This is a genomic window from Paraburkholderia pallida (genome assembly GCF_004524855.1).
Taxonomy (GTDB): Bacteria; Pseudomonadota; Gammaproteobacteria; order Burkholderiales; family Burkholderiaceae; genus Paraburkholderia; species Paraburkholderia oxyphila.
Window position 1 is genome coordinate 2,008,463 of record NZ_CP038148.1, and the last position, 23,064, is coordinate 2,031,526.

Annotated in this window: 21 protein-coding genes and 1 pseudogene; 12 read left to right on the plus strand and 10 right to left on the minus strand. The window is 67.4% G+C overall.

Features of this window, described 5'->3' with window-relative positions; translation table 11 throughout:
* The first annotated feature begins 81 nt into the window (after positions 1–81).
* Positions 82–1,329 carry an acyl-CoA dehydrogenase family protein gene (locus E1956_RS09105; RefSeq protein ID WP_134748300.1) on the plus strand — a complete coding sequence of 416 codons (1,248 nt, stop codon included), beginning with the start codon at positions 82–84 and terminating at the stop codon, positions 1,327–1,329.
* Between the two features lie 93 nt (positions 1,330–1,422).
* Here the strand turns inward: E1956_RS09105 and E1956_RS09110 are convergent, their stop codons facing one another.
* On the minus strand, positions 1,423–2,637 hold the full coding sequence (locus E1956_RS09110) for a CaiB/BaiF CoA transferase family protein (protein WP_134748301.1): 1,215 nt from the start codon (positions 2,635–2,637) through the stop codon (positions 1,423–1,425).
* Between the two features lie 192 nt (positions 2,638–2,829).
* On the opposite strand from E1956_RS09110, the gene E1956_RS09115 reads away from it, so the two are divergent.
* The 4 genes from E1956_RS09115 (at position 2,830) to E1956_RS09130 (ending at position 7,668) form a co-directional block, all read left to right on the plus strand.
* Complete coding sequence (locus E1956_RS09115; RefSeq protein WP_134748302.1) at positions 2,830–3,792, plus strand: IclR family transcriptional regulator; 963 nt, start codon at positions 2,830–2,832, stop codon at positions 3,790–3,792.
* Positions 3,793–3,856: 64 nt separating this feature from the next.
* Complete coding sequence (locus tag E1956_RS09120; protein ID WP_134750481.1) at positions 3,857–5,047, plus strand: acyl-CoA dehydrogenase family protein; 1,191 nt, start codon at positions 3,857–3,859, stop codon at positions 5,045–5,047.
* A gap of 57 nt (positions 5,048–5,104) precedes the next feature.
* Positions 5,105–6,202: an NAD(P)H-dependent flavin oxidoreductase gene (locus E1956_RS09125; protein ID WP_134748303.1), complete on the plus strand. Its 1,098-nt coding sequence runs from the start codon at positions 5,105–5,107 to the stop codon at positions 6,200–6,202.
* A 68-nt stretch (positions 6,203–6,270) separates the two neighbouring features.
* Positions 6,271–7,668: an MFS transporter gene (locus E1956_RS09130; RefSeq protein WP_167759991.1), complete on the plus strand. Its 1,398-nt coding sequence runs from the start codon at positions 6,271–6,273 to the stop codon at positions 7,666–7,668.
* An 88-nt stretch (positions 7,669–7,756) separates the two neighbouring features.
* Here the strand turns inward: E1956_RS09130 and E1956_RS09135 are convergent, their stop codons facing one another.
* Complete coding sequence (locus tag E1956_RS09135) at positions 7,757–8,380, minus strand: cysteine dioxygenase family protein (RefSeq protein ID WP_418789213.1); 624 nt, start codon at positions 8,378–8,380, stop codon at positions 7,757–7,759.
* Between the two features lie 131 nt (positions 8,381–8,511).
* On the opposite strand from E1956_RS09135, the gene E1956_RS09140 reads away from it, so the two are divergent.
* Positions 8,512–8,970 carry an Lrp/AsnC family transcriptional regulator gene (locus E1956_RS09140; RefSeq protein ID WP_134748305.1) on the plus strand — a complete coding sequence of 153 codons (459 nt, stop codon included), beginning with the start codon at positions 8,512–8,514 and terminating at the stop codon, positions 8,968–8,970.
* 115 nt (positions 8,971–9,085) lie between these two features.
* Positions 9,086–9,289, plus strand: a complete 204-nt coding sequence (locus E1956_RS09145) for a hypothetical protein (RefSeq protein WP_134748306.1) — start codon at positions 9,086–9,088, stop codon at positions 9,287–9,289.
* A 92-nt stretch (positions 9,290–9,381) separates the two neighbouring features.
* Here E1956_RS09145 and E1956_RS09150 read toward each other — a convergent pair whose 3' ends face one another.
* Positions 9,382–12,048 carry an FUSC family protein gene (locus tag E1956_RS09150; protein ID WP_134748307.1) on the minus strand — a complete coding sequence of 889 codons (2,667 nt, stop codon included), beginning with the start codon at positions 12,046–12,048 and terminating at the stop codon, positions 9,382–9,384.
* A 115-nt stretch (positions 12,049–12,163) separates the two neighbouring features.
* Entirely contained in the window at positions 12,164–12,817 is a 654-nt protein-coding gene (locus tag E1956_RS09155; RefSeq protein WP_134748308.1) for a VC0807 family protein, read from the minus strand.
* Positions 12,818–13,085: 268 nt separating this feature from the next.
* On the opposite strand from E1956_RS09155, the gene arfB reads away from it, so the two are divergent.
* Positions 13,086–13,490, plus strand: coding sequence for an alternative ribosome rescue aminoacyl-tRNA hydrolase ArfB (gene arfB / locus E1956_RS09160; protein WP_134748309.1), 405 nt, complete (start codon positions 13,086–13,088; stop codon positions 13,488–13,490).
* Positions 13,491–13,685: 195 nt separating this feature from the next.
* Here arfB and E1956_RS09165 read toward each other — a convergent pair whose 3' ends face one another.
* The 4 genes from E1956_RS09165 to E1956_RS09180 all read right to left on the minus strand — a co-directional run bounded on the left by E1956_RS09165 (position 13,686) and on the right by E1956_RS09180 (position 17,055).
* Positions 13,686–14,978, minus strand: a complete 1,293-nt coding sequence (locus tag E1956_RS09165) for an EAL domain-containing protein (protein ID WP_134748310.1) — start codon at positions 14,976–14,978, stop codon at positions 13,686–13,688.
* Between the two features lie 367 nt (positions 14,979–15,345).
* Positions 15,346–15,606, minus strand: coding sequence for a DNA-binding protein (locus E1956_RS09170; protein WP_133193810.1), 261 nt, complete (start codon positions 15,604–15,606; stop codon positions 15,346–15,348).
* A 299-nt stretch (positions 15,607–15,905) separates the two neighbouring features.
* Complete coding sequence (locus tag E1956_RS09175; protein ID WP_134748311.1) at positions 15,906–16,154, minus strand: hypothetical protein; 249 nt, start codon at positions 16,152–16,154, stop codon at positions 15,906–15,908.
* 202 nt (positions 16,155–16,356) lie between these two features.
* On the minus strand, positions 16,357–17,055 hold the full coding sequence (locus E1956_RS09180) for a YdcF family protein (protein ID WP_134748312.1): 699 nt from the start codon (positions 17,053–17,055) through the stop codon (positions 16,357–16,359).
* 254 nt (positions 17,056–17,309) lie between these two features.
* On the opposite strand from E1956_RS09180, the gene E1956_RS09185 reads away from it, so the two are divergent.
* Positions 17,310–17,633, plus strand: coding sequence for a hypothetical protein (locus tag E1956_RS09185; protein WP_134748313.1), 324 nt, complete (start codon positions 17,310–17,312; stop codon positions 17,631–17,633).
* Between the two features lie 214 nt (positions 17,634–17,847).
* On the opposite strand, the gene E1956_RS09190 is transcribed toward E1956_RS09185, so the two are convergent.
* Both E1956_RS09190 and E1956_RS09195 read right to left on the minus strand, forming a co-directional pair.
* Entirely contained in the window at positions 17,848–18,165 is a 318-nt protein-coding gene (locus E1956_RS09190) for a hypothetical protein (protein ID WP_134748314.1), read from the minus strand.
* A gap of 373 nt (positions 18,166–18,538) precedes the next feature.
* Positions 18,539–18,934 (minus strand): annotated as a pseudogene (locus E1956_RS09195) (transposase); the annotation flags it as partial.
* 438 nt (positions 18,935–19,372) lie between these two features.
* Between E1956_RS09195 and E1956_RS09200 the strand changes: the two are divergent.
* The 3 genes from E1956_RS09200 to scpB all read left to right on the plus strand — a co-directional run bounded on the left by E1956_RS09200 (position 19,373) and on the right by scpB (position 23,007).
* Complete coding sequence (locus E1956_RS09200; protein ID WP_134748315.1) at positions 19,373–20,290, plus strand: LysR family transcriptional regulator; 918 nt, start codon at positions 19,373–19,375, stop codon at positions 20,288–20,290.
* Positions 20,291–20,400: 110 nt separating this feature from the next.
* A complete protein-coding gene (locus E1956_RS09205) occupies positions 20,401–21,639 on the plus strand; it encodes a pyridoxal phosphate-dependent aminotransferase (protein ID WP_134748316.1) in 1,239 nt (412 codons plus the stop codon).
* Positions 21,640–21,999: 360 nt separating this feature from the next.
* Entirely contained in the window at positions 22,000–23,007 is a 1,008-nt protein-coding gene (gene scpB, locus E1956_RS09210) for an SMC-Scp complex subunit ScpB (RefSeq protein ID WP_134748317.1), read from the plus strand.
* The last annotated feature ends 57 nt before the right edge of the window (positions 23,008–23,064 follow it).

Consider the following 23,064-nt stretch of genomic DNA (forward strand, 5'->3'; position numbering starts at 1 on the left):
GTTGGGGCACGCCGTCGCGATACGGCGTAGCGACACGCCCACCGTCTTTCCCGCCGCCGTTCAAAACCAAGGAGACACCCCATGACCCGCCTGTTCAGCGAGCGCTTCCTGCACGCCCTCGAGCCCGACGAACTTCGGTTGCTCGAGACGACACGGCGTCTTTGCCGCGAGCGCATCGGACCGGATGCCGACGCCGTCGCGCGCGAGGACACGTTCGCCGCCGGGACGTTTCGCCTGCTCGTCGAGCATCGCATCGTCGCCACCGCCTTTCCGCGCCGCTTCGGCGGCAGCGAGGCGCGTCAGCGCTTGCGCATCCGCCTCGTCGAGGAGCTCGGCCGCGTGTGCAGCGCGGCGGCCTCGCTGGTGACGGGCGCCGATCTGTCGTGCCGCGCGATCGTCGCGGGCGCGTCCGAGGCCGTGCAGGACCAGTTGCTCCCCGCGCTGTGCGAGGGCCGCCTGCAGGCGGCCTTCGCGCTCACGGAGCCGGGGGCAGGCTCGGACGTGCGCAATCTCGCGACGGTGGCCGTGCGTGCGGGCGAGGGCTATCGCGTGAGCGGGCGCAAGAAGTTCATCACGCGCGCGAACGTGGCCGACTGGTTCGTCGTGGTCGCGCGTTGCCGCGATGAGCAGGCGCCGGCAGGCGCCAGCCCCGACGACCCGTTCGTCGCGCTGCTGATCCCGCGCGACACGCCGGGACTCACCGCCGGTCCCGCCGTCGACAAGCTCGGCTGGTTCGGCGTGCCGATCGCGGAGCTCGCGTTCGACGGCGTGGCCGTGGACGCGCGCTGGCGCCTGGGCGCCGAAGGCGAGGGCTTCGCGCTGGCGCAGGACGCGCTCGTGCGCGCGCGCCTGGGCCACGCATCGATGGCGCTGGGCCGCGCGATGGGCGCGGTGGAGATTGCCGCCGCGTACTGCTGCGAGCGCGACGTATTCGGCAAGCCGCTCGGCGCGCATCAGGGCGTGCAGTGGATGCTCGCCGACGCCATCACGCAGATCGAGGCATCGCGTGCGCTCGTGGACGCCGCGGCAGCCAGCTACGACCGCGGCGACGCCGACGCCGCCGTGCAGGCCTCGATGGCCAAGATGCACGCGACCGATCTCGGCATGAAGGTGTGCACGGATGCGCTGCAACTGACCGGCGGGCGAGGGTATCTAAAGGCGTTCCCGCTCGAGCGCTTCTTCAGGGATGCGAAATTGAATCAGATCGGCGAGGGTTCGAGCGAGGTGCATCGCACGGTGATCGGCCGCGACGCCGTGCGCCGCGCGGGCGAGGCGTCGCTCGAGCGCCACCCGTGCCTGCCTGCGGGCAAGCTCACGACCGACTTCTGAGCGAAGCGCCTATCACCGCGACGTTCGTCAGGACGGCGTGTGTCGCGGTGAAGGCGATTAGGGCCTGTGTTAGCGTGAGCAGGCCCTGGCCGCTTAAATCACCTGCTCGCTGCGCAACTGGGCGAGCGTTTGCGCATCGAGTCCCAGTGCGCCATACACCTCCTCGTTGTGCTCGCCGAGCGCCGGTCCGCTGCGCGGCGCCGGCACCGTGCGGCCCTTCACGCGCGGCACGATGCACGGCGCGGGCACCGTGCCCAGCTCCGGATCGGGCAGCCGGATGATCGCCTCGCGTGCGATGAAATGCGGGTCGGAGGCGATGTCGTCGATGGTGTAGATCTTCGTGTGCGGCACGCCCGCTTCGGTGAGGCGGGCGCTGAGCAGTCCGAATGGCAGCGCGGCGAACGCGCCCTGCAGCAGCGTGTCGAGCGCCGCAGCATGGGCGACGCGGCTGACGTTGTCGGCGAAGCGCGGATCGTCGGGCACGCCGCCGAGCTCGAGGGCCGCGCACAGCCGCCGGAAGATCGGCTGCGTTGACGCCACCAGCGAGAACGCCACGCCGTCCGCGCTGCGGTACATGTTCGAGGGCGCGGTATAGGTCGCACGATTGCCATGGTGGCCGCGCACGAGCCCCAACTGCTCGCGCTCGACGGCAAGCGGCTCGAGCATGCGAAAGAGCGCCTCGGTCGCGGAAAGGTCGATCTCGACGCCGCTTGCCTCCGGGTCCGAGCGCATGCGCACCATTTCCGCGGCGATCGCGAACGCGGCGAACAGGCCCGCCACCGTGTCGCCGAGCGGAAAGTTCATGTGCAGCGGCGTGCCCTCGGCTTCGCCGGTGAGCTGCGTGAGACCGCTCATCGCCTCGAAGATGCGCGCGAAGCCGCCGCGCTGGCGGTATGGCCCGGTCTGGCCGAAGCCGGTCAGGCGCAGCACCACGAGACGCGGATTGGCCGCGTGCAGCGTCTCCACGTCGAGCCCCCACTCCTCCAGCTTGCCCGCGCGGAAGTTCTCGACGAGCACATCGGCATCCTGAACGAGCCGCAGGAACAGCGCGCGCCCGGCGGCCTTGCGCACGTCGAGCGTGATGCCGCGCTTGCCGCGGTTCGTCACTTTCCAATATAGGGCCATGTCGTCCTTGACGGGCTGCAGCTTGCGTAGCGCGTCGCTGCCGTCGGGCAGCTCGATCTTCGTGACGTCTGCGCCGAGATCGGCGCAGAGCGCCGCGCCGAAGGGGCCGGCGACCACGGTCGAAAGATCGAGAATGCGCACGCCGGCTAGCGGGCCGCGCGGCGGCGAGGGTTGCGTGACCATCGTGTCTCCTGAAGTCCGTTTGGGAATCCGTAGTTCCAGACACACTAGGCGAGAGGGCCGCGCCAGTTCAACTGGCATACCGCAGAGCGAAACACTATGCTGATTTTCTTGACCATCTAAAGGCCTTTCTCGACTATGGGATCGTCATCTTCAAGGCCCGCTGCAAAGCGGCCCGCCACGCGCAAAGCCACTATGCAAACCGAGCCGTCAACCGCTACCGCAAGCCGCGCCGCGCGCCCGGGCACTCCGGCGGCGCAGGGCGAGAAGCCCGCGAATGCGCGCTCACGAGCGCAGGCCACCGCGCAGGTGCCGACGGCGGGGCAGCGCGTGGGGGAGCCGCTCTTGCCCGTGCCGCCCGACGCCGAATCGACCGACCGCCAGTTCGCGATCAACCTCGCGCGCGGCCTGCAGGTGCTGCGCGCATTCACCCCCGCCGAGCCGATGCTCGGCAACCGCGAGCTCGCGGACCGCACGGGTTTGCCCAAGGCCACCATTTCGCGGCTCACCTACACGCTGACCCTGCTCGGCTACCTGAACCGCAGCGAAAAGTATCAGCGTTACCGGCTGGGCGCGGGCGTGCTCACGCTCGGCTACCCGATGCTCGCGGCCATGCAGGTGCGCCAGATTGCGCGCCCGTATATGGAGAAGCTCGCGCGCGAGACGCGCTGCACCGTGAATCTGGGCATGCGCGACCGGCTCAATGTGGTCTACGTGGATACCTGTCGCCCCGGCCGCGACAACAATGCGCAACCCGACATTGGCAGCACGCGGCCGCTGCTCGCGACCTCGATCGGGCGCGCGCTGCTCATCGCCGAGAGCGCGAAGGAGCGCGCGGCGGTGCTCAACCGGCTGCGCCTGAGCGACCCTGAGCGCTACGCACTTGACCGGGACATCTGGGAGGCCGACCGCGCCGCCTTCGCCGAGCGTGGCTTTACCTTGAGTCGCGGCGACTGGCTGCGCGATATCCATGCGATCGCCGTGCCGGTGCGCCAGCCGCCCGACGAGGAGCGCATCGCGCTGAACTGCACCGTGGTGAGCCGCCGTCTTGCCGACGACTGGCTCGAGCGCACGGTCGCGCCGCTGCTGCTCGAAGCCGCACTGCGCATCGAGCGCGCTTGCGGCGTGACCGACGCGAGCGCGGCCGGCATCGGGTAACCCCCGTCCCAGCGTGCAGCGCACAAAACAGCAGTATGACTAAATGCATCAACAAGGAGACACGATGATTCGCGACGCCGCACGGCTCAATCACCTGCTGACGCAGCTCTACCGCTTCGTGCAGGACGAGTGCATCCCGCTCGAAGCCGAGATCGACCGCACCGATGTGCTGCCCGAGTCCATCGTCGCGCGCATGCGCGAACTGGGTCTGTTCGGCCACAGCATTCCCGAAGCGCACGGCGGCTCGGGCCTCACGACCGAGGAGCTGGCGTGCGTGAACATGGTGGTCTCGCAGGCCGCGCCCACGTTCCGCGCGCGCTTTGGCGGCAACACCGGCATCGGGTCCGAGGCGTTGATCGCAGACGGCACCGAGGAGCAGAAGCGCCGCTATCTGCCGCGGCTCGCGAGCGGCGAGATCACGGGCTGTTTCGGCCTCACCGAGCCAGGCGCGGGCTCGGACGCCACCGCGCTCGCCACCACGGCGCGCCGCGAGGGCGACTCTTACGTGCTCGACGGCAGCAAGTGCTACATCACCAATGCGCCGATCGCCGATCTCTTCACGGTATTTGCGCGCACCGATCCCGACGACCCCGGCGCGAGCGGTATCTCGGCCTTTCTGATCGAGCGCGGGACGCCCGGTCTCACGACTTCGCCCGCGTACCGGATGATGGGGCAGCGCGGCTCGCCGGTGGGCGAGATTCATCTGGAAGGCTGCCGCGTGCATGCCTCGGCGCTGCTGGGCGGCGAGCCCGGACGCGGCTTTCGCAGCGCGATGAAGGCGCTCAACAAACAGCGCATCAACCTGGCCGGCTTGTGCGTGGGTCCGGCCATTCGCCTGCTCGACGAGATGCTTGCGCGTGCGAAGTCGCGCGAGCAGTTCGGCAAGCCCATCGCCGATTTCCAGCTCGTGCAGCAGATGCTCGCGCAGAGCAACACGGAGATCCACGCGGCGCGCGCGCTGGTGCTGGAGACCGCGCGTGCGCGCGATCGCGGCGAGGACGTGACGATGACGGCCTCGATGTGCAAGCTGTTTGCCTCCGAGATGTGCGGGCGGGTAGCTGATCGCGCGGTGCAGGTTTACGGCGGTGGAGGTTTTATCGCCGATAACCCGGTCGAGCGGCTCTATCGCGACGTGCGCCTGTTCCGGCTCTACGAAGGCACCACGCAGATTCATGAGCTCAACATCGCGAAGCTCACGCTGCGTGCGCCGCTGCATGATGCGCGCCACCACCTGTTGCACCAGGGTGCAGAGTGAGCGGGTGCATATCGCACGCCGTTCACAACCCATAGTTAAGGACTCCGGAGACACCTCATGGCCCGCCTGGGACCCACCGCCATCTGCCGCGAGCTCGGCGTCCGCTATCCGATCTTCGGCTTCTCGCATTCGCCCGACGTGATCGTCGCGCTGGCCGAAGCGGGCGGCTTCGGCGTGCTGGGCCTCGCGCGCGAGATGCCGCAGGACATCGCGCCCCTCATCGCCGAGGTCGAGCGGCGGCTCGCCGGCAAGCCGTACGGCATCGATCTCATGCTGCCAGCGGGCGTGCCGAAGCAGGCTGACATCGCGAGCGTGCGCGCGCAGCTGCCTGATGCCCACGTCGAATTCGTAGCGGGATTGCGTTCGCGCTTCGGTCTCGATGCACCCACGCGGCCCGGCTTCTTCACGACCCAGGTGCGCAGCGAGGCGCTGTTCGAGGCGCAGATCGAAGCCGTGCTCGCTTCCGGCGCGCGCGCGGTTGCGACCGCGATCGGCATACGGCCCGAGCTGATCGCCCGGGCGCGCGCGGCGGGCAAGTACACGATCTCGCTCGTGGGCTCGCCGCGCCATGCGCACAAGGCGCTCGCGCTCGGCGTCGATGCATTGGTCGCACAAGGCGCCGATGCCGGCGGCCACACGGGGCCGATCGGCACATTCTCGCTGGTGCCGCAGATCGTTGCCGCGGCGGCGGGGCGGCCCGTGCTCGCCGCGGGCGGGATCGGCACCGGCGCGCAGGTCGCGGCGTCGCTCGCGATGGGCGCGCAAGGCGCATGGCTTGGGACGCTCTGGCTCGCGGCCGCCGAGAACCACACGCCACCCGCGTTGCTGAGCCGCCTGATCGATGCGCATAGCGAGGACACGCTCATCACGCGCGCGCACAGCGGCAAGCCGTGCCGCGTCGTGCGCAGCGCGTGGATCGACGCATGGCAGCAAGCGGGCGCACCTGAGCCCCTGCCGATGCCCCTGCAGCAGGCGCTCACGGGCGCCGACTTCAGCGCGATGCACGAGTACGACCGCGCGGACCTGATCTACGAGGCGGCGGGGCAGAGCGTGTTTGCGATCGACGCGCCGACCACGGTCGCCGCGCAGATGGCAACGCTCGTTGCGCAGGCCGACGCCGCGCTTGGGGCGCTGGAGGCGATGCTGCCCGCTTGATGCGAAAGCGCGGCCTGCGCGATCGAAGAAGTCAGCAGACCAAAACAAAGCGACACGGAGACGACACAATGAGTGCAAGAGGTTCGACCCGCGCGTGGCTGATCGTAGCCATGCTGTTCCTGTTCATGGTGATCAATTTCGCCGACAAGGCCGTGTTCGGTCTCGCGGCCGTGCCGATCATGCACGACCTGAACCTGAGCCCACGCGAGTTCGGGCTCGTTGGCAGCAGCTTCTTCCTGCTGTTCTCGCTTTCGGGCATTGGCTTTGGATTCGTCGCCAACCGCGTGCAGAGCAAATGGCTGCTCGCGCTGCTCGCCGTGATCTGGAGCGCCGTGCAGTTCCCGCTCATGACGGCGAGCGTGACGCTGCCGGTGCTGATCGTGTCGCGCGTGCTGCTTGGCCTCGGAGAGGGGCCCGCATTTCCGCTGGCGCAGCACGCGTGCTTCAAATGGTTCGACAATGCGCACCGCAACGTGCCGAACACCATCGTGCAGCAGGGCGCGAGCGCAGGCCTGATGCTGGCCGGGCCGATCCTCTCGTACATCATCGTGCGCTACGACTGGCACATGGCGTTCTTCGCGCTCGGGATTGTCGGCGTGGTGTGGACGGCGCTGTGGCTCGTGATCGGGCGCGACGGTCCGGTGGGCGCCGCTAAGCCGGCTCGCGCGGGTCATGCGGCTGATACGGCCCACGGGGCCCATCAGGCGCCGGGTTCGGAGCAAGACAACGCGGGCGAGACGATCGCTTATCGTCACCTGCTGCTCAACCGCACGTTCATGGGCGTGCTGTTCATTTACTTCGTCGAGTACGCAGTGGTATCGCTCGCGTTCACGTGGTTTCCGGTCTATTTGCGGCTCGGCCTGGGCTACACGCCCATCGTTACTGGCTGGCTTTTCTCGGCCATCGTCGGCTCGTTCATCCCGGTCTCGCTGCTGCTCGCGTGGGTCTCGCAGCGTTTGATCCGCAAGGGCGTCAGCTCGCGCCTCGCGCGCGGCGCGCTGGTGAGCGGTTTCGCGATGGCGGGAGGCGCGTTGTTCATCGCGATCTCGAGCGGCCTCGATCCGGTGCTCAAGGTTGCGTGCCTCGCGCTGGGTGGCGCGGCGAGTCAACTGGTGTTTTCATTCGGACCGCTGATGATCAGCGATATCGTCACGGTCAGGCAACGCGGGGCGCTGCTCGGTATCAACAGCTCGATCGGCACGCTCGCGGGGCTGATCGCGCCGGCCTTGATGGGCGGCATCGTACAGGCGAATCTCGGCAATCCCGCGCTCGGCTACGAGCACGGTTTTCTCGTGGTGGGCGCGTTGCTGCTCGTGAGCGGGGCGCTTGGGCTCGTGCTGCTGAACCCTGAGCAGTCGCGCCAGCGGATCCTCGACGCGGCACGGCGCACGCGCACGCAGCCGCTGGTTGGCGAGGGCCAGCAGCAACGCGCCGTGGGGCCGTCGATGGATCTGGGCCAGCGCTAGGCGCATCAGGCACGCGTACCGGCGTGCCCGTTCGCGAGAGCGGGCCGCCTGCGCGGGCTTTGAGGGTTTCGGTCTTGAGCGGGGCTCGTCAAACCGCGAGTGCCACGATGTCGTTCACGTGGGTCGCCATCTGCTCGCCCGCTACGCCATAGACGTGCAGCGAAACGCAACTCGCGGCGCTGTCATTGGAAAGCCGATGAATGTTCGCGCGGCCGCTCGCGCCGAAGGAGATGGCGCCCGGCGCGCGTGGGTGTGAGCGCACCGTGTCCGCGCCGCTGCGCGCCTCGTCCCAGCGATAAAGCGTTTCGGTCAGCGTGCCTTCGAGCACCGCGTAGCCGCACCACGTCTGATGCGCGTGGATCGGGCTTGCGTGGCCCGGCTGCCAGACCAGCGAGGCGATGGCATAGCGCCCATGCGGATCGGCCGCGATCAGGTGGCGCCGGTACTTCTCGGCGCTGCCCTCGCGCTGCGCGGCCGTGACGAGGTCGGGGTCGGCCAGCGCCTGGGCCAGCGCGGCGCGCACGCCTTTCGCAAAAGTGGCGTGGCGTGCAGGATCGGCGGGCGTCTCCGGGGCGCCCGGTCGGCGGCCTGCGTCGAATGCCGCGTCAAGCGCGCCGCACAGGCGCGCAACGGCGGCGGCGTGCCGAACGGCGGCGCTGGCCGCGCTGACGGCGCTCGCGGCCTCAAGCATGAAAAATTCGGGAGCGTTCATCGGGGGCCTCATCTGTTGTCGTCCTTCTTACAGATAGAGTTATAGCGTCCGACGCCTAGAAAGAGTTTCCATTCTTTTTCCCCATTGCGGCGTAAGATAGAAGAAATTTCTATGCTACGGGGAGGCCGGGAATGGATATCATCGACCGAAAGCTGGTGGAGCTGTTGCAGCAGGACGCAACCATGCCGGTGGCGGAACTCGCGCAGCGCGTGAATCTTTCGCAGACGCCGTGCTGGAAGCGTGTGCAGCGGCTCAAGGAAACCGGCGTGATCCGGGCCCAGGTGGCGCTCTGCGATCCTAAGAAGCTCGGCGTGGGCACGACGGTGTTCGTCGCCGTGCGCACCAACCAGCATACCGAGGCGTGGGCGCAAGCCTTTACGCGCGCGGTGCAGGAGGTTCCCGAGATCGTCGAGGCGTATCGCATGAGCGGCGAGACCGACTATTTGCTGCGCGTGGTGGTCTCGGACATCGACGACTACGACCGCGTCTACAAGCAGTTGATACGCGCCGTGGCGCTTTTCGACGTGAGCTCCAGCTTTGCGATGGAGCAGATCAAATATTCGACGGCGCTGCCGGTGCGCGGCGTCTGAACGCCTGCCGGCGTCGGCCAACGGCGGCGCATCGTATTTGCCTGCAAGCCGTCTGCAAGGCGCGGCGGCGTAGAATGCCCGTTTCTTTTTTCATCTCCGAGGCAGGGCACGATACATGAACGATACGCGCAAGAAGAACTCCACCTTTGGCGTTGGCGTGATGATTGTGGTGGTGGTCGTCATCGTGATCGGCATCGTGCTTTTCAACGCGCTGCGCAGCAAGCGCGAGTACGACGAGACCATGGGCGCACAGGCCACGAGCGCGGCTGCGAGCGCAGTCGCGTCGCCGGCGGCCAGCGCAGCAAGCGCCGCGCAATGATGCGCGCGCCGGCGCGGTGAGCGCCGGCGTGGCCCGATGCGGCGCCGGCGTGGCCCGATGCGGCGCCGACCGGGGCTGCCGCCGCGGCACCTTTATTCTTCGGGAAGCCGGATCACGCTCGCGTCCTTGCGCAGGACCCAGGACGCCGTAAGCATCTGCTTGCAGTGATGCGCCAGCAGCTTCACGTCCTGCGCGAATTCGCTGGCGGGGCCCAGCGTGCGCTCGGTCTCCACCACCATCGTGTCGAGCTCGCGCACCATGCGCCTCGTGATCTCGGTTTGATTCTCGGGTACCGGCGTGCCCGCTTCGGCGGCGACGAGGTTCTCGCGCACGCAGTAGAGCGCGTGTTCCAGCGCATCGAGCTTGACGCCCGGTGCGGCATTCGCCGTGTCGCGCAAGAGCGGCGCAGTGGCCGTGATCTGCGAGGCCAGCACGTGGCCGCGCACGAGCAGGTCGTTGAGCTCGGGCACGAACTTCTGCGCCGACTTCGGCTCGAGCATCATGCGCTGGAACGCCTGGCCGAGATTGGCGAAGGCGATGTGCACGTTCTTGCGCGCGAGCCGGTAGCGGAAGTCGCGCGCGAGCGCGGGCACGGCGGCGCCTGCCGACGTCGACGGCGCGGAGCCCGGCTGCGCAGTCGCCTGAGCGGAGGGCTTCGTGCCGCCCGCCGATGCCGCTGGCTGGCCGGGCGCGGGTGACGGTTGCGTTTCGGCTTCGAGTGCGACGGCGGCTGGCTCGCCGGCTGCCTGCGCGGCTTGCGCCAGTTCGCGAGGTGTGCCGTTGGCCGCCGCGTCCGCGACCGGCAACTCCGTGACCGGCGTGTCTGTGACCGTCGCGTCCGCAACCGGCACGTCCGAAACCGGCACGTCCGCAACCGGCACCTTCGCAACCAGCACGTCTGCTACAGGCGCATCGGCAACCGGCACCTGGGCAACCCTTAGTTCCGCCACCGGCGCGCCGCTCGACGCCGTCGCGAACGCCGGCACGCGTGCGGCCGCCTCGCTCGGCATCGCCCCCGCAAAAGCCGGCTGCGCGCTGCGCGTGCGCCCGCTCCACCACCAGCTCGCTTCCAGATAGCTGCGCGTCGCGGCGATCATGTCGTTCACGAGCTTGCCCATCAACCGGTATTCCCAGTAGGGGAACAGATGGCTCGCGCCAATGGCGATCATGCAGCCGATGACGGTGTCGATCGCGCGCTCGCCGATGATGCGCATGCTGCCCGGCGCGAGCAGATGGAACATCAGCAGCACATAGGCCGAGGTGAACACCACGCTCGCCGTGTAGTTGAAGAGCAGCAGGCTGTAGCTCATGACCATCGCCGCGAACATCGAGACGAGCAGCACCAGCGGTTGCTTCACGAGCAGGATCAGCGCGATGCTCGCCACGCAGCCGATCAGCGTGCCGACGATACGCTGCGCGTTGCGCTGGCGCGTGAGCGAGTAGCCGGGCTTGAGGATGATGATGCTCGTCATCACGATCCAGTAGGCGTTCGTGAGCGGCAACAGGCGCCCGAGCCAGAAGCCCACGGCCACGGCGATCGTCACGCGCAGCGCGTGGCGAAAGCTCGGTGAAGCCATCGTGAGATTCGAGAAGATCTGCAGGAAGGGCACGCGCCGGCTCGTCACGAAGCGCGTGAGCGCTTCGTCGATGCGCAGCTCCGTCTCGGTGGTGGGCACGTCGTTCGCGAGGTCGCGGCGCATGCGGTCGATCAGGCGCGTCGCGCTCCAGATGCGCCGGAACGAGGCCGAGATCGCCGCATAGGCCTCGGGGTCCTTCGCGGGCAGGTCGCGCTTCTTGAGCAGCTCGAGCTCGTACTCGATCGCGCGCAGCTCCGCCTTCACGTTGACGCTCGCGCGCGGCGCCTCGTTTTGCAGCACGGCGAGGCCGATGTCCTCGAGATCGGCGGCGGCCTTGCGGATCAGGTCACGATAGAACGCCAGCAGATCGGAGCCGCCGAAGGTGTTGCGCACGAGCGGGTAGTCGGTATGCGCACCCACGAACAGCTCGTGCAGATCGACGGTATTGATGAACAGGTTGAAGTGCATCGCGCGGCGCGCATCGATCTGCCCGCGCTTGAGCTTGGGCAGATTGCGCAGGACGATATCGCGCGCGGCGTCCTGGCGCTCGACCGCCGCGATCTGCTTGGCGACGAGGTTGCGGTAGCACTCGTCGAGATCGTTGTCGAGGTCGAAGAACTGCGCGCGCGCGAGCAGATAATCGGCGCACGCGAACACGCTTTCGGCGATCGCCTGCTGCTCGATGCGATCGACCATCAGCCGGCTCACGAGCGTGGACCAGCCCGTGTACCAGAGCCCGCCCAGCAGGATCCACAGCGCATTGACGAGCGCCTGGTGCGGCGTGAAATGGTCCTCGAGCGTCATCACCATCATGAACAGCGTGGCGAAGCTGATCTGCGGCCAGCGGTTGCCGTAGACGACGATCAGCGAGAGCGCGAAGGTGAGCGGCACGACGGCGGCCCAGAGCGCGACCGGGCTGAAGGTGGCGAGGCCCGTTGCGTAAGCGGCAAGAAAACCGATCACGCTGCATGCGAGCATCTCGTTGCGCTTGTACTTCAGCGGGCCCGGCATGTCGACCACGCACGCGCCGAGCGCGCCGGTCGAGATCGTGAAGCCGAGATCGCTCTTGTCGAAGACGAACAGGCACAGGATGGCGGGGAGCGAGATGCCCACCGCGATGCGCAGGCCGCCGTAGAAGTACTGGCTATAGAGGAATTTCCTGATTTCTACGGAGTAGCGCATCGACTGCCGGTGGTGTTCGGGTGCGGACGGTGCGCCGCGGACTGTGGCGGTGAGTTTAAATGATTTCGGGCGCGATCTGACCGTCTCTGTATTCCGGCGTCGCCCGTGCGCGGCGTCAGTCTGCGCCCAGCGTGGAGGCGTCGCCGAGCAGGCCGCGCGTGCCCTGGATACGGCGCATGCGCGTGCGATACCAGAAGGTCCACGCGAGCAGCGCACCGAGCGCGCTGTAGCCAATGATCGGCGAGACGATCAGAAAGCGCTCGACGGGCCAGGTGGCCGCGAGGTAGCTGCGCACGGCGCCATCGGCGATGAGCCCGGCGCCCCAGACGAGGGTGAGCAGGCGCATGGCCGCGACGAAGCCGCGGTTCTCGGTCCACAGCAGTTCGAGCCGCGCGACGCCCTCGCGCGTTTCGCGTGCGACCGTGGCGCGCGTGAGGTAGAACACGAGCGGGCGTTTGGCCAGCAGCGAGAACAGGAACGCCGCACCGATCGCGCCCGAAGCGAAGCATTCGCGCATCAGCAGCATGCGCGTGCTGCCGCCGAACGCCATGGCGGCGAGCGAGAGGACGATGCCGAGCAGAATGATGGCCGAGAGCGCATCGATGCGCCGAAAGCGCACGAGCTCGATGATGCTCCAGGCAAGCGGCGGAATGGCCGAGGCAATGAGGCCGCCGACTTCGCCCCAGTGGGGCTGGGCGAGCCGGTACGCGATCCACGGCAGCAACAGGTTGACCGCAAGCTCGGCGACGAAGGCTGGACGCAGCTTCATGGGCGATGCGCTCCAGAAAGGGATGAAAAAGGGTTGAGCCCCGGGTCGGCCATCCACAAACGACCCTCTTGTGACTGATGATACGCGCCCACGCATATCGTGTGCCCGAGCGCGTGTGGCTGGCTGCGCGTCCATGGGGGTGGGCGGCGGTGTGCCTTGCCGTATCTTGCTTTGTCTTGCGCTGCATGCCGAGCGCCGCTGGCCGCCATATGCGACACTGCGAGGCTTGGCCCTGCCGGGCCGCCTTGCCGTTGTGTTCCCGCCCGCCATGACTGCCCGTTTGCCCGTTCCGCTGCACGAAGTCGAGCTCGTTGCCGTTCGCGCTCAGGGCGCGGGCGGCCAGAACGTCAACAAGGTGTCGAGCGCGATCCACTTGCGCTTCGACATCCGCGCGTCGTCGCTGCCCGAGGTGCTCAAGATGCGCTTGCTCGCGCTCGCCGATCGGCGCGTCACGCACGAGGGCGTCGTCGTCATCAAATCCCAGGAATACCGCACGCAGGAGCAGAATCGCGCCGCCGCGCTCGCGCGCCTGGAGGCGCTCATCGACAGTGTGAGCGTGACGAGAAAGGCACGCGTGGCCACGCGTCCGACGCGCGCGTCGAAGCTGCGGCGCCTCGACAGCAAGGCCCGTAACGGCGAGGTGAAAGCCGGGCGCCGCCGCGTGGACGAATGATGCGGCGGATGGCGTTGCGACGCGCGCCGCGAGCCCGGTATACGAAACGCAACACGAACTGCGACACGTCCGCTAAACGAACCACAAGACGAGCCGCAGCACGAACCGCAACACGAACCGCAATACGTCCGCTATACGAGCTGCAGCACGAACCGCAGCACGAGCCGCGCGGCCGCGCGCGCCCAACTGCATCGGCTAGCTCGGCGGCGCCTCGCGCAACGCCAGCGCCGGCGGGAAATCCGCGCACAGCACATGCGTTGCGCCCGCGTAGTCGAGCGCGATGGCGGCGGTGTAGCACAGCGCGCCGTCATGAAGCGAGTAGTGCGGCCCCATCACGGTCACGCGGCCGGGCGCGGCGAGCGCGCGCCGGAAGTATTCGCGACGCGACCAGTTGCTGTTCGTGTCCGGGTAGAACGGCGCGAGCCGCTCCGGCGGCCCGATGCCCGGCGCCGCGATCGATGGCGCACGCTGTTCGCCCTGATCGTTCGCCGCGAAGACGCGCAGCGCATTGGCGCTCTCGAAAATCGCCGCCGCAGCGGCTTCGAGCGTGCCGCCCGAGGTCAGCACGCGCGCGCCGCGCAGCATGACGCGCGTCACCTCGCCAAGATCGACCTGCTCGTGCAGCCCCCTGCGGCGCCGATAGTCGGTGAAGCGCCGCCACATCGTTTGCGCGAGCGCGGGCGCGTCGGCGCTGGCCGCGCGCACCGAGGCATGCGGCTGGCCGAACCAGAAGCCCTGCACGAGATCGACGTCCGCCTCCATCAGCACCATCAGCTCGCTTTCGGTCTCGACACCCTCGGCGAGCACCATCGCGCCCGCATGGTGGAGGATCGAGACGAGATTGGCGATGAACGCGATCTGGCTCTCGTCGTTGGCCGCACGCCGCACGAGCGAGCGGTCGAGCTTGACGATGTCGGGGCGGTAGCGCCAGACGCGGTCGAAGTTCGAAAAACCCGCGCCGAAGTCGTCGAGCGCCACGAGGAAATCGCGCCCGCCAGGCGGTGGGCGGGCCCCGAGGAACGAGGCGGGCTCGTCGCCGGCGCGCTGCTCGAGCACTTCGATCACCACGCGCGCGTGCGGGAAGGCGAAGTGGCGGCACAGGCCGTCGATGGCGGCTTGCGTTGGCCAGTCTCCGGGTGTGGGGCGCGGCAGCGAGTTGAGGAAGAGCCAGCCCGAAGCGACCCCTTGCGCGGTGAAGTTGGCGAGATGCAGGCAACGCGCGAGCTCGTCGAGCTCGCGGGCGGCCTCGGGCGTCGCGCGCGCGAACAGCGTGGCGGGACCGACGCCGCCGGGCGCGGCGTCGGCGTCGGCGTTGGTGTCGGCGACGCGCAGCAGCGCCTCATAGCCAACCACGCGCTGATGCGTGATCGAGAGCACCGGCTGGAACGCGCTTTCGAGCAGCGTCCCGCGCCAGCGCGCCCGAAAGCCGCCGTCATGCGGTTCCAGATGCGTGAGCAGCGTGGCGAGCGATGCCTGCGTGTTCGACATGGCGCTTGTGGCGCACCTCGTGGCGCGTGATTGAAGTCGCGGGCCGGTTGCAGCCGGTCAGCCGAAAGCGGATTTGACTGCGCTCGCGCGCGCAAGGACTGGCACGCAGACGAACGGCAGTCGATGACGCGCCGGCTCAGGGAAAAGGCGGTCTGGGCAGTACGCTTTACCGCCAGTGTAAGGAGTATCGGCAAATTATGCCCGCCAGGTGGCGGGCAGCTCGGCCGCGCGAGAAGGGCGGCCGGCGGTCTTGCGGCGGGCTCGATGCTGCGGCTCGAGGACCGCGTGGGCACCGCTCAGGTGCCCCTTCAGATGCGGCTCCGGGCAGGGGCGCTCTATGAGCCGCTGATGTGTCCGTCAAGTGGCGTTAGTGAGCCGTATGGGGCACGTCGAGGATCAGGATGATGGTCCAGTCGGCGTCGCCTTCGTGGTGATACTGGCGCTCGGCGACGATGAACGGCTGCTGCTTGCCTTGCGGCCCGAGGAACAGCACGTCGCCTTCCATCGGCAGGCATTCGATAGGGGGCAGCGCGAGAACGTCGTCGCCGCTCTTGCCGCGGGGCATCAGCTTTTCAATCTTGCGGGATGCCGCTTCGGTCCATTCGATGTCGAGCTGGATGTTGCTCATGGATGTTTCTCCGCGCGCGTCGCGCACAAACGGGTGGTGAATTCGGGGTGCGCGACTTTAGCATACCGCGCGCGAGGCGACTTGCAGGCATGCTCGGCAGCCGAGGCAAGAAAAAAGCCGATACCGGGGACCGGCATCGGCTCGTTCGGCATGGCGCAGTGCGGACTCGCGGCAATATGCGCCAGCAATATGGCACCTGATCGGCACCCCAGCGTTGCGCAGGCTCAGCGCGGACGGCAATGAGCGCGGCGACAAGCGGAAGCGCGCTGCGCCCGCCTCGCACGGCCGATGCGCAAACCTTACTCCGCGGCCTTGGCAGGTGCCTTGTGATGCGAATGGCCTTCCTTCTTGTGATGCTTCATCGGCATCTTCTCTGCCGGCGCCTGGGCGGCGGCTTCCTGGCGCGACTGCAGATCTTGAGCACGCTGCTCGACGTCGGCGGCCCGGGCCGGATCGGTGCTCATCGTGATGCCATTTTCCGTTTGCGCATAGGCAGCGCCCGTCAGGGCGGAGAGCGAAATCAGGACTGCGAGGGACACTTTTTTCATGACTACCTCCGAAGGGGCGGTTTATGGACCCAGCCGGTGCCTGCCAAGCAGGATTGGCATGCCATTTTAACGATCAAATACTCGTTCCAGATGACATCGCATAAGGCATGCGCATGCCTGTTACATATATTTACATATCCTCGTGGATCTTGTCGCGCATTGGTCATCGCGCGTCCGTTACGTGTCCGTTTAGCCACGCAAGCTAGAACCAGCCGAGCATGCGGTACACATAAAATTGCGCAATCCCAATCAATTCATGCAACGCGGTCTCCGCATTGCGCAGATTGGCGAGGCGCGGCCAGATGCCCATGCTTACGCTGCGCACATCGGACACGGCCGGCACCGGATTCATCCGGAAGCGGTGGAAGTCCAGCATCGCGCGTGGCATGTGATAGGCCGAGGTTACGACGAAGAGCGTGTCTGCGCGCTGGGCGTGCACGATCGGCGCAACATTGCGTGCGTTTTCCCAGGTCGTGAGGCTGCGGTTCTCGAGCACGAGGTCATGCCTGGCTACGCCGGCGCGCAACAGCCATGGCGCGTAGGTATCGGCTTCGCTGGCAGCGTGATGCTGTGGGTTGCCGCCGCTCACGATCACCGTGCAGGTTCCGCCGGCCGCGAGGCACTTTGCCTGCAGTGCCGCGGCCAGCGCGATGCGGGCGTACACGTCGTGCTTGGGCACGAGCGTGCCGTCGGCGCGTGTGTCCGTGCCGCCGCCGAGCATGACGATCGCCGTGCGCGGACCGAACGCCGAAGCCGGCATCGTCGCCGGATCGTACGGAGTGCGATAGTTCTCGGGCTGTGCCAGATCGACCAGCGGTTTGGCGAACCATCCCGATCCGAGCAGCCAGAAAAGGACGACGGCGGCTATCGCGATCGGCCGACGGGCGCCATGCCACAGCATGAACAGCGCAAAAAATAGCGCAAATAATCCGAATAGAATCAATTTGAATGAGGTAACGTATTGTTTTCGGGATGATGCGTGTCGGACACCGGTGCGCCGCACGCTCGGGGGCCCGAATAACCTGCAGTCCTTGCCACGGCGCAAGGAAACGGCAGGGCGCCTGGCCGCGCATCGTGCAGCCGTCGCAGCCCTCGCCGGCATTGCGCCGCAGCAGGCGGGATGGCAGCAGGACTGCATTTTAAGAAAGAAGTGAGATGACCACGTATTCCAACGAAGCAGTACTCGAAGCGTTGCGGCGGGTGCAGTATCGGCAGGTCCCGTGGGCGCGACGCCCACAAGTCTTTCAATATCTGCGCGACCTGGGGTTCATGGACACCGTCAGGCAGCGCACCGTTGCTCCCGCCCCTGGCTTTCATGCACCGGTCGATATCGCCGTGCTGACCGATCGCGGGCGCGCCGAATTCGCGCGCCTCGCCCGCGACGAACGCTCCCTGAACTGGACTGCGCAACGCATGGCCGACTATGTGGCCGACGCCGTCGTGCAGTCGTCCGACGAAGCTGGTCAATCCGGGTTATAGCCGCGCCAAAAAAAAGCCCGTATCGGAAGATACGGGCTTACCGGAATTACTGCTGCCACGCTGTGCTTGATGGCAAAAGAGTAGACAGGCTTCCGGCGCGGTGGTTCCCATCATCGACACGACGATGTTGGCGTTGTGTTCGCCATCCAACGCTTTTCCGCTTTCTTTCCCTCTTCGTTTTGCCGCTGCTTCGTGCCGCTGCCCGGCCACCCGCTTATCGGTTACGTTGGGCGTCCTGCCGGTCCTGGCGCGGCGGCGCGCTGCGACGCGCGTTATCGGCGATGTCGCTGCGCAGGTCGCCACGCGGCACCGGTTGCGCGGCGCCTTTGGTACGGCGGTCGTCGACGAGTCCCCACGGATGCTTGCCGGTATGCGCCGCGGATAGCTGCGGCGTGCCGGGGCGCGGGGGCTGGGCGTCGGCGTCGGGTGTCAGCAAGGACGCGAGCGGGGCCGAAAGCGTGAGGAGTGCGAGCAGTGCGAGGGCGGAGAGCGAAACCATGAAGCCCCGGTTGAACAGAGTCATGGTTTTCATGGCAGCCTCCCGTCAGAACGGGTAGTTGACGTTAGTAGACATGGCTCTAAGCTAATAGCCGCCGCGAAAGCGCGCTGTAAATATTGGTAAATAGATGTTTCGTACGCACCGATCCGGATGCGCCATGGGTCCGCGCATCGGTCCGGCCAGACCCGAACCCGGGCGGCCACGAAGGGGCAATGTTGTTGAGTCCGGTGGCGATCACGCAAGGCGTTTCGCGAGCCGCGTGAGGCACAGACGATGATGTCCGGCAGACTGGGCCGGTATGGGCGTGTCGCGCGGCATGCGCCGCGGAACTCGGGCGCCGGGCGCGTGAAGCGCCCGGCGGGAAAGGACAAAAGACGAAAGGTACAGGTCGCGTGCCGGGGGCTCAGGCCATCTTGACGGGCGCGCGCCACGACTCGGGATTGGTCCAGAAGGCGCCGCGCAGGCGGTCGCGGCTCGGCGGCGCCGGCGGTTTCGTGGCCGTTGCGCCAATGCGTCCGCGCAGCGAAATTTCGCGGCCGCTCGTGCCCAGGCGCTTCACGATCTCGGCGAGCGTGCCGTCGGCCTGCCACTCGTCGAAGCGGCGGCGGCAGGTAGGCGGCGAGGGGTAGCGGCCCGGCAGCTTGGACCAGCCTTCACCGGTCGAGAGCACCCACAGCACTGCATTGACCACGGCGCGCGCTTCGACGCGGGGCCGCCCACGTCGTTCGCTCCGTGCGGGTTCCGCACAGAACAACGCCTCGACCAGCGCCCATTCGTTGTCTCTCAAATCGTCGAACAGCATCATGTTTCACCTCAGCGAAGCTATCTCCGGTGCGCTGCCCCGCGCTGCGCACTCTTCATGTACTTCCGGCCGGCTGGCGGAGTACCAGGCGGAATCGGTTTGGACGGGCCAGTCTCGAAAAGCCGTGGACCGTCCGGCGATCCTGTACGTGCCTTAATGCGAGAAGCGTGCCAGCTCGCACACTTTCGTCTCGAAGCCGCGTGGCATCAAGCCCGCGCGGGTGCTTGCCAGGGCCGTATGAGACTCGAAAATGCATCGCCGGGAAATCGGGACAATCACCAATCTTGTGCATGCAGGCCCGCTGGGCGTGCGTTTGCGCCGTATTGCTGCATTGCGGCGAAACAATCGCGGGCAACCACGACTGGACATGGGTGGCTGTAACATGCTTGTCGTATGTCATAAAATTGCATGAAACCGAAGAATTCATGAGGCAAGCGGATGAATGTGACGTTGCGGCAGTTGCGGGTGTTCATCGAAGTGGCGCGCCTGCAAAGCTTCAGCCGGGCGGGCGATGAAATCGGACTCACGCAGTCCGCGGTGAGCCGTTGCGTGCGCGAACTGGAGGCCGAGATGGGCGTGAAGCTCGTCGACCGCACCACGCGCGAGGTCCAGCTGACCGATGTCGGCGCCAACCTGATCGCGAGCATTCCACGCCTGATTAGCGATCTCGACGACGCGCTGCGCGAGATCCGCGAGATTGGCGAGCAGCGGCGCGGCCGCGTCGTCGTGGCGGCGAGTCCGACCGTTGCGTGCCGGCTGATGCCCGAGGTCGTGGCCGCCTGCGGGCAGCAGTTCCCCTATGTGACGCTCGGCCTGCGCGACGACGTGCAGAGCGACGTGCTGCGCAAGGTGCGTTCGGGCGAAGTGGATTTCGGGGTGGTCATCGGGCCGTTTGCGGCGGAGGATCTCGAAACCGAGCTGCTGACCACCGATTCCTTCTGCGTGGTCGTGCGCAGCGACCATGCACTCGCGCGCGAGGAGCAGGTCTCGTGGAAGGCGCTCGACGGTGAGGCGCTCGTGTTGCTCGACCACGCCTCGGGCAGCCGCCCGTTGATCGACGCCGTGCTGAAAGAGCAGGGCGTGCAGGCGCGCGTGGTGCAGGAGCTGGGGCATCCGGCCACGGCTTTCGGCCTCGTGGAGGCCGGGGTGGGGGTGAGCGTGTTGCCGCGGTTCGCGCTGCCGGTGCCGGCGGGCTCGTCGCTGCTCGCTCGCGCGCTCGTGCCGCGCGCCGAACGCACCGTCGAGCTCGTGCGCCGACGCGACCGCTCGCTCTCGCCCGCGGCCGAGGCCGTGTGGGCGCTGATCCGCCAACTGGACGCCGGTCCCGAGGAGATGCGCAGCGCATGGCGGGCGTGAACGATGCGGCGCGCAGGCCCCTCGGCCGGGCCTTCGCCACGCGGCCTCGCGCGCTACACTGTTGACCTTTCGCAAACGCGAATGCCCTGCCGACCTTTCCGGAAGCCCCGATGCGCGATCTCGATCTGTCTTCGCCCGCTACTCGTTCGCTCGATTTCACGCTCGCCGCATCGGGTGCGGCCGCCCCGGCCGCGGCGCGCGACGCGGTGAGGGCGCTGCGCTCGTCGCAGATCCGCGAGGTGGCGAACGCGGGCTTCGATGTCGCCGACGTCCTGCCGTTCTGGTTCGGCGAATCCGATCGCGTCACGCCGGCGTTCATCCGCGAAGCCGCCGCTGAGGCGCTCATGCGCGGGGAGACGTTCTATACGCAGAATCTCGGCATTACGCCGCTGCGCGAGGCGCTCGCGAGATACGTGGGCGACTTGCACGGCGCGACGCCGATGGAGAACGTCGCGGTCACGAGCGCCGGCGTGAACGCGCTGATGCTCGCCGCGCAACTTGTCGTTGGCGCGGGCGACCGGGCGGTTGCGGTGACGCCGCTCTGGCCGAATCTCGTCGAGATTCCGAAGATCCTCGGCGCGACGGTCGAGACGGTCTCGCTCGACTACGGCGAGCGGGGCTGGGCGCTCGATCTGGACCGACTCCTGAACGCGCTCACGCCCGACACGAAGCTGCTCTTGCTCAACTCGCCGAACAACCCGACCGGCTGGGTGATGACGCGCGACGAGCAGCGCACCGTTCTGGAGCATTGCCGCCGTCACGGGATCTGGATCGTCGCCGATGAAGTCTACGAGCGGCTCTACTACGGTGATGCCGGCGAGCGGACGGCGCCGTCGTTTCTCGATCTGGCGTCGCGCGAAGAGCGCTTGATTTGCGTCAATTCATTCTCGAAAGCGTGGCTCATGACGGGCTGGCGCCTCGGCTGGATCGTCGCGCCGCGCGTGCTCATGGACGACCTCGGCAAACTGGTCGAATACAACACGTCGTGCGCGCCTGCATTCGTGCAGCAGGCGGGCGTCGTCGCGCTCGAGAAGGGCGAGGCGTTCACGCGATCACTCGTGGCCGACCTGCGCGCCTCGCGCGATCACCTCGCGGCGGCGCTCGCGACCTTGCCGGGCGTCGACGTGAAAGTGCCGCACGGCGCGATGTACCTGTTTTTCAAGCTGGCAGGGGCGGAGCAGAGCCTGGAATTGTGCAAGGCGCTGGTGCGCGACGTGGGCCTCGGGCTCGCCCCGGGCAGCGCATTCGGCCCGCAAGGCGAGGGCTTCGTGCGCTGGTGCTACGCCTGCGATCCGGGCCGCCTCGACGCCGGCGTCGAGCGCCTGTCGCGCTATCTCGCGAGCCGCTGAGCGGGTTCGATGGCGCGGCGGGACGTTTGCATTACGGTGCGCGCCATGCAGGGAGCATCGGCGGGCCTCGCGGCGAATTCCGGCAGACAAAAGCGAGCCTTGCGCCGTCTTTACGCCCCCGGCGTTTTTGCGTAAGATGGCGTTCAGTCACGCGATTCCCTGCGGGAATTTCGCTGCTCCGTCCGGCTGGGTCTGGCACTTTGCCTGTTTCTGTGTTGTATAACGGCCCCCCGGTGCGTGCTCCCATCAATATGACCGATCAGAATCGGGCGAGCGCGTCTCCAGTTCCACATCGTCTTTCGTCTGTCTGATCCGGTTCCTTGAACCTGATTTACCTTACTTAGGGTCTGACCTGGCTGCATGAATACCCAAGAGGCGAAAATCGTCCTCGAGACTGCATTGATCTGCACGCAGGAGCCGTTGAAAATCGGCGATCTGCGCAAACTGTTTGCCGACGACATTTCGGCCGACACAGTCCGCAACCTGCTCGAAGACCTGCGGCACGAATGGTCCGGGCGCGGCGTGGAACTGGTGGGCCTCGCGTCGGGCTGGCGCTTTCAGAGCAAGCCGGCCATGCGCACCTACCTCGACCGCCTGCATCCCGAGAAGCCGCCGCGCTATTCGCGCGCCGTGCTCGAAACGCTCGCGATCATCGCGTACCGGCAGCCGGTCACGCGCGGCGATATCGAAGAGATTCGCGGGGTGACGGTGAACACGCAGGTCGTCAAGCAGCTCGAGGACCGCAACTGGATCGAAGTGATTGGCCACCGGGATGTGCCGGGCCGGCCGGCGCTTTACGCAACGACGCGTCAGTTCCTGGACGACCTCGGCCTGAAGTCGCTCGAAGAGCTGCCGCCGCTCGACGACCCGTCGAGCCAGCTGGGCGAGCAATTGCTGGCGCAGCACGCGATCGAATTCCCCGAGAGCGAGGTGGCGCAACTGGTCGCCGCCGGCATGCCGGACAGCGGCGAAGCGCCTGCACCGATCTCGGCCGATGCGGAGATCGGGCAAGAGGCGCCTGCGCCTGTGCCGGGCATGGCCGATGCGGCCGCGCAGGATGGGGCGCACGCCGATGCATTGGCGCCGGCGCATGACGCAATCAGCGCCGCTGCGGACGCGAGCAGCGATGCGACGAGCGAAGCGGCCAGCGACGTGACCGATGACGCCGCAAGCGACGCAGCAAGCGGCGAGGCAGCGGCCCCGCACGCGGACCGTCACGACGAAGTCCGCAGCGATGCGCAAGAAACGACGGCGCCCGCCTGGCATACCGCCGGTGCGCCTGAAGAAGCACACCCGAGCCGCAGCGACGCGGCGCAGGACGACCCCGTCTCGACGACGGACGACGAAGCCGCTCCACGCGGCGTCTGACGCAACAAACACTTTTGACGCGCCTTGGGCAATCCATTGCGAGCGGGCGCGCAACCT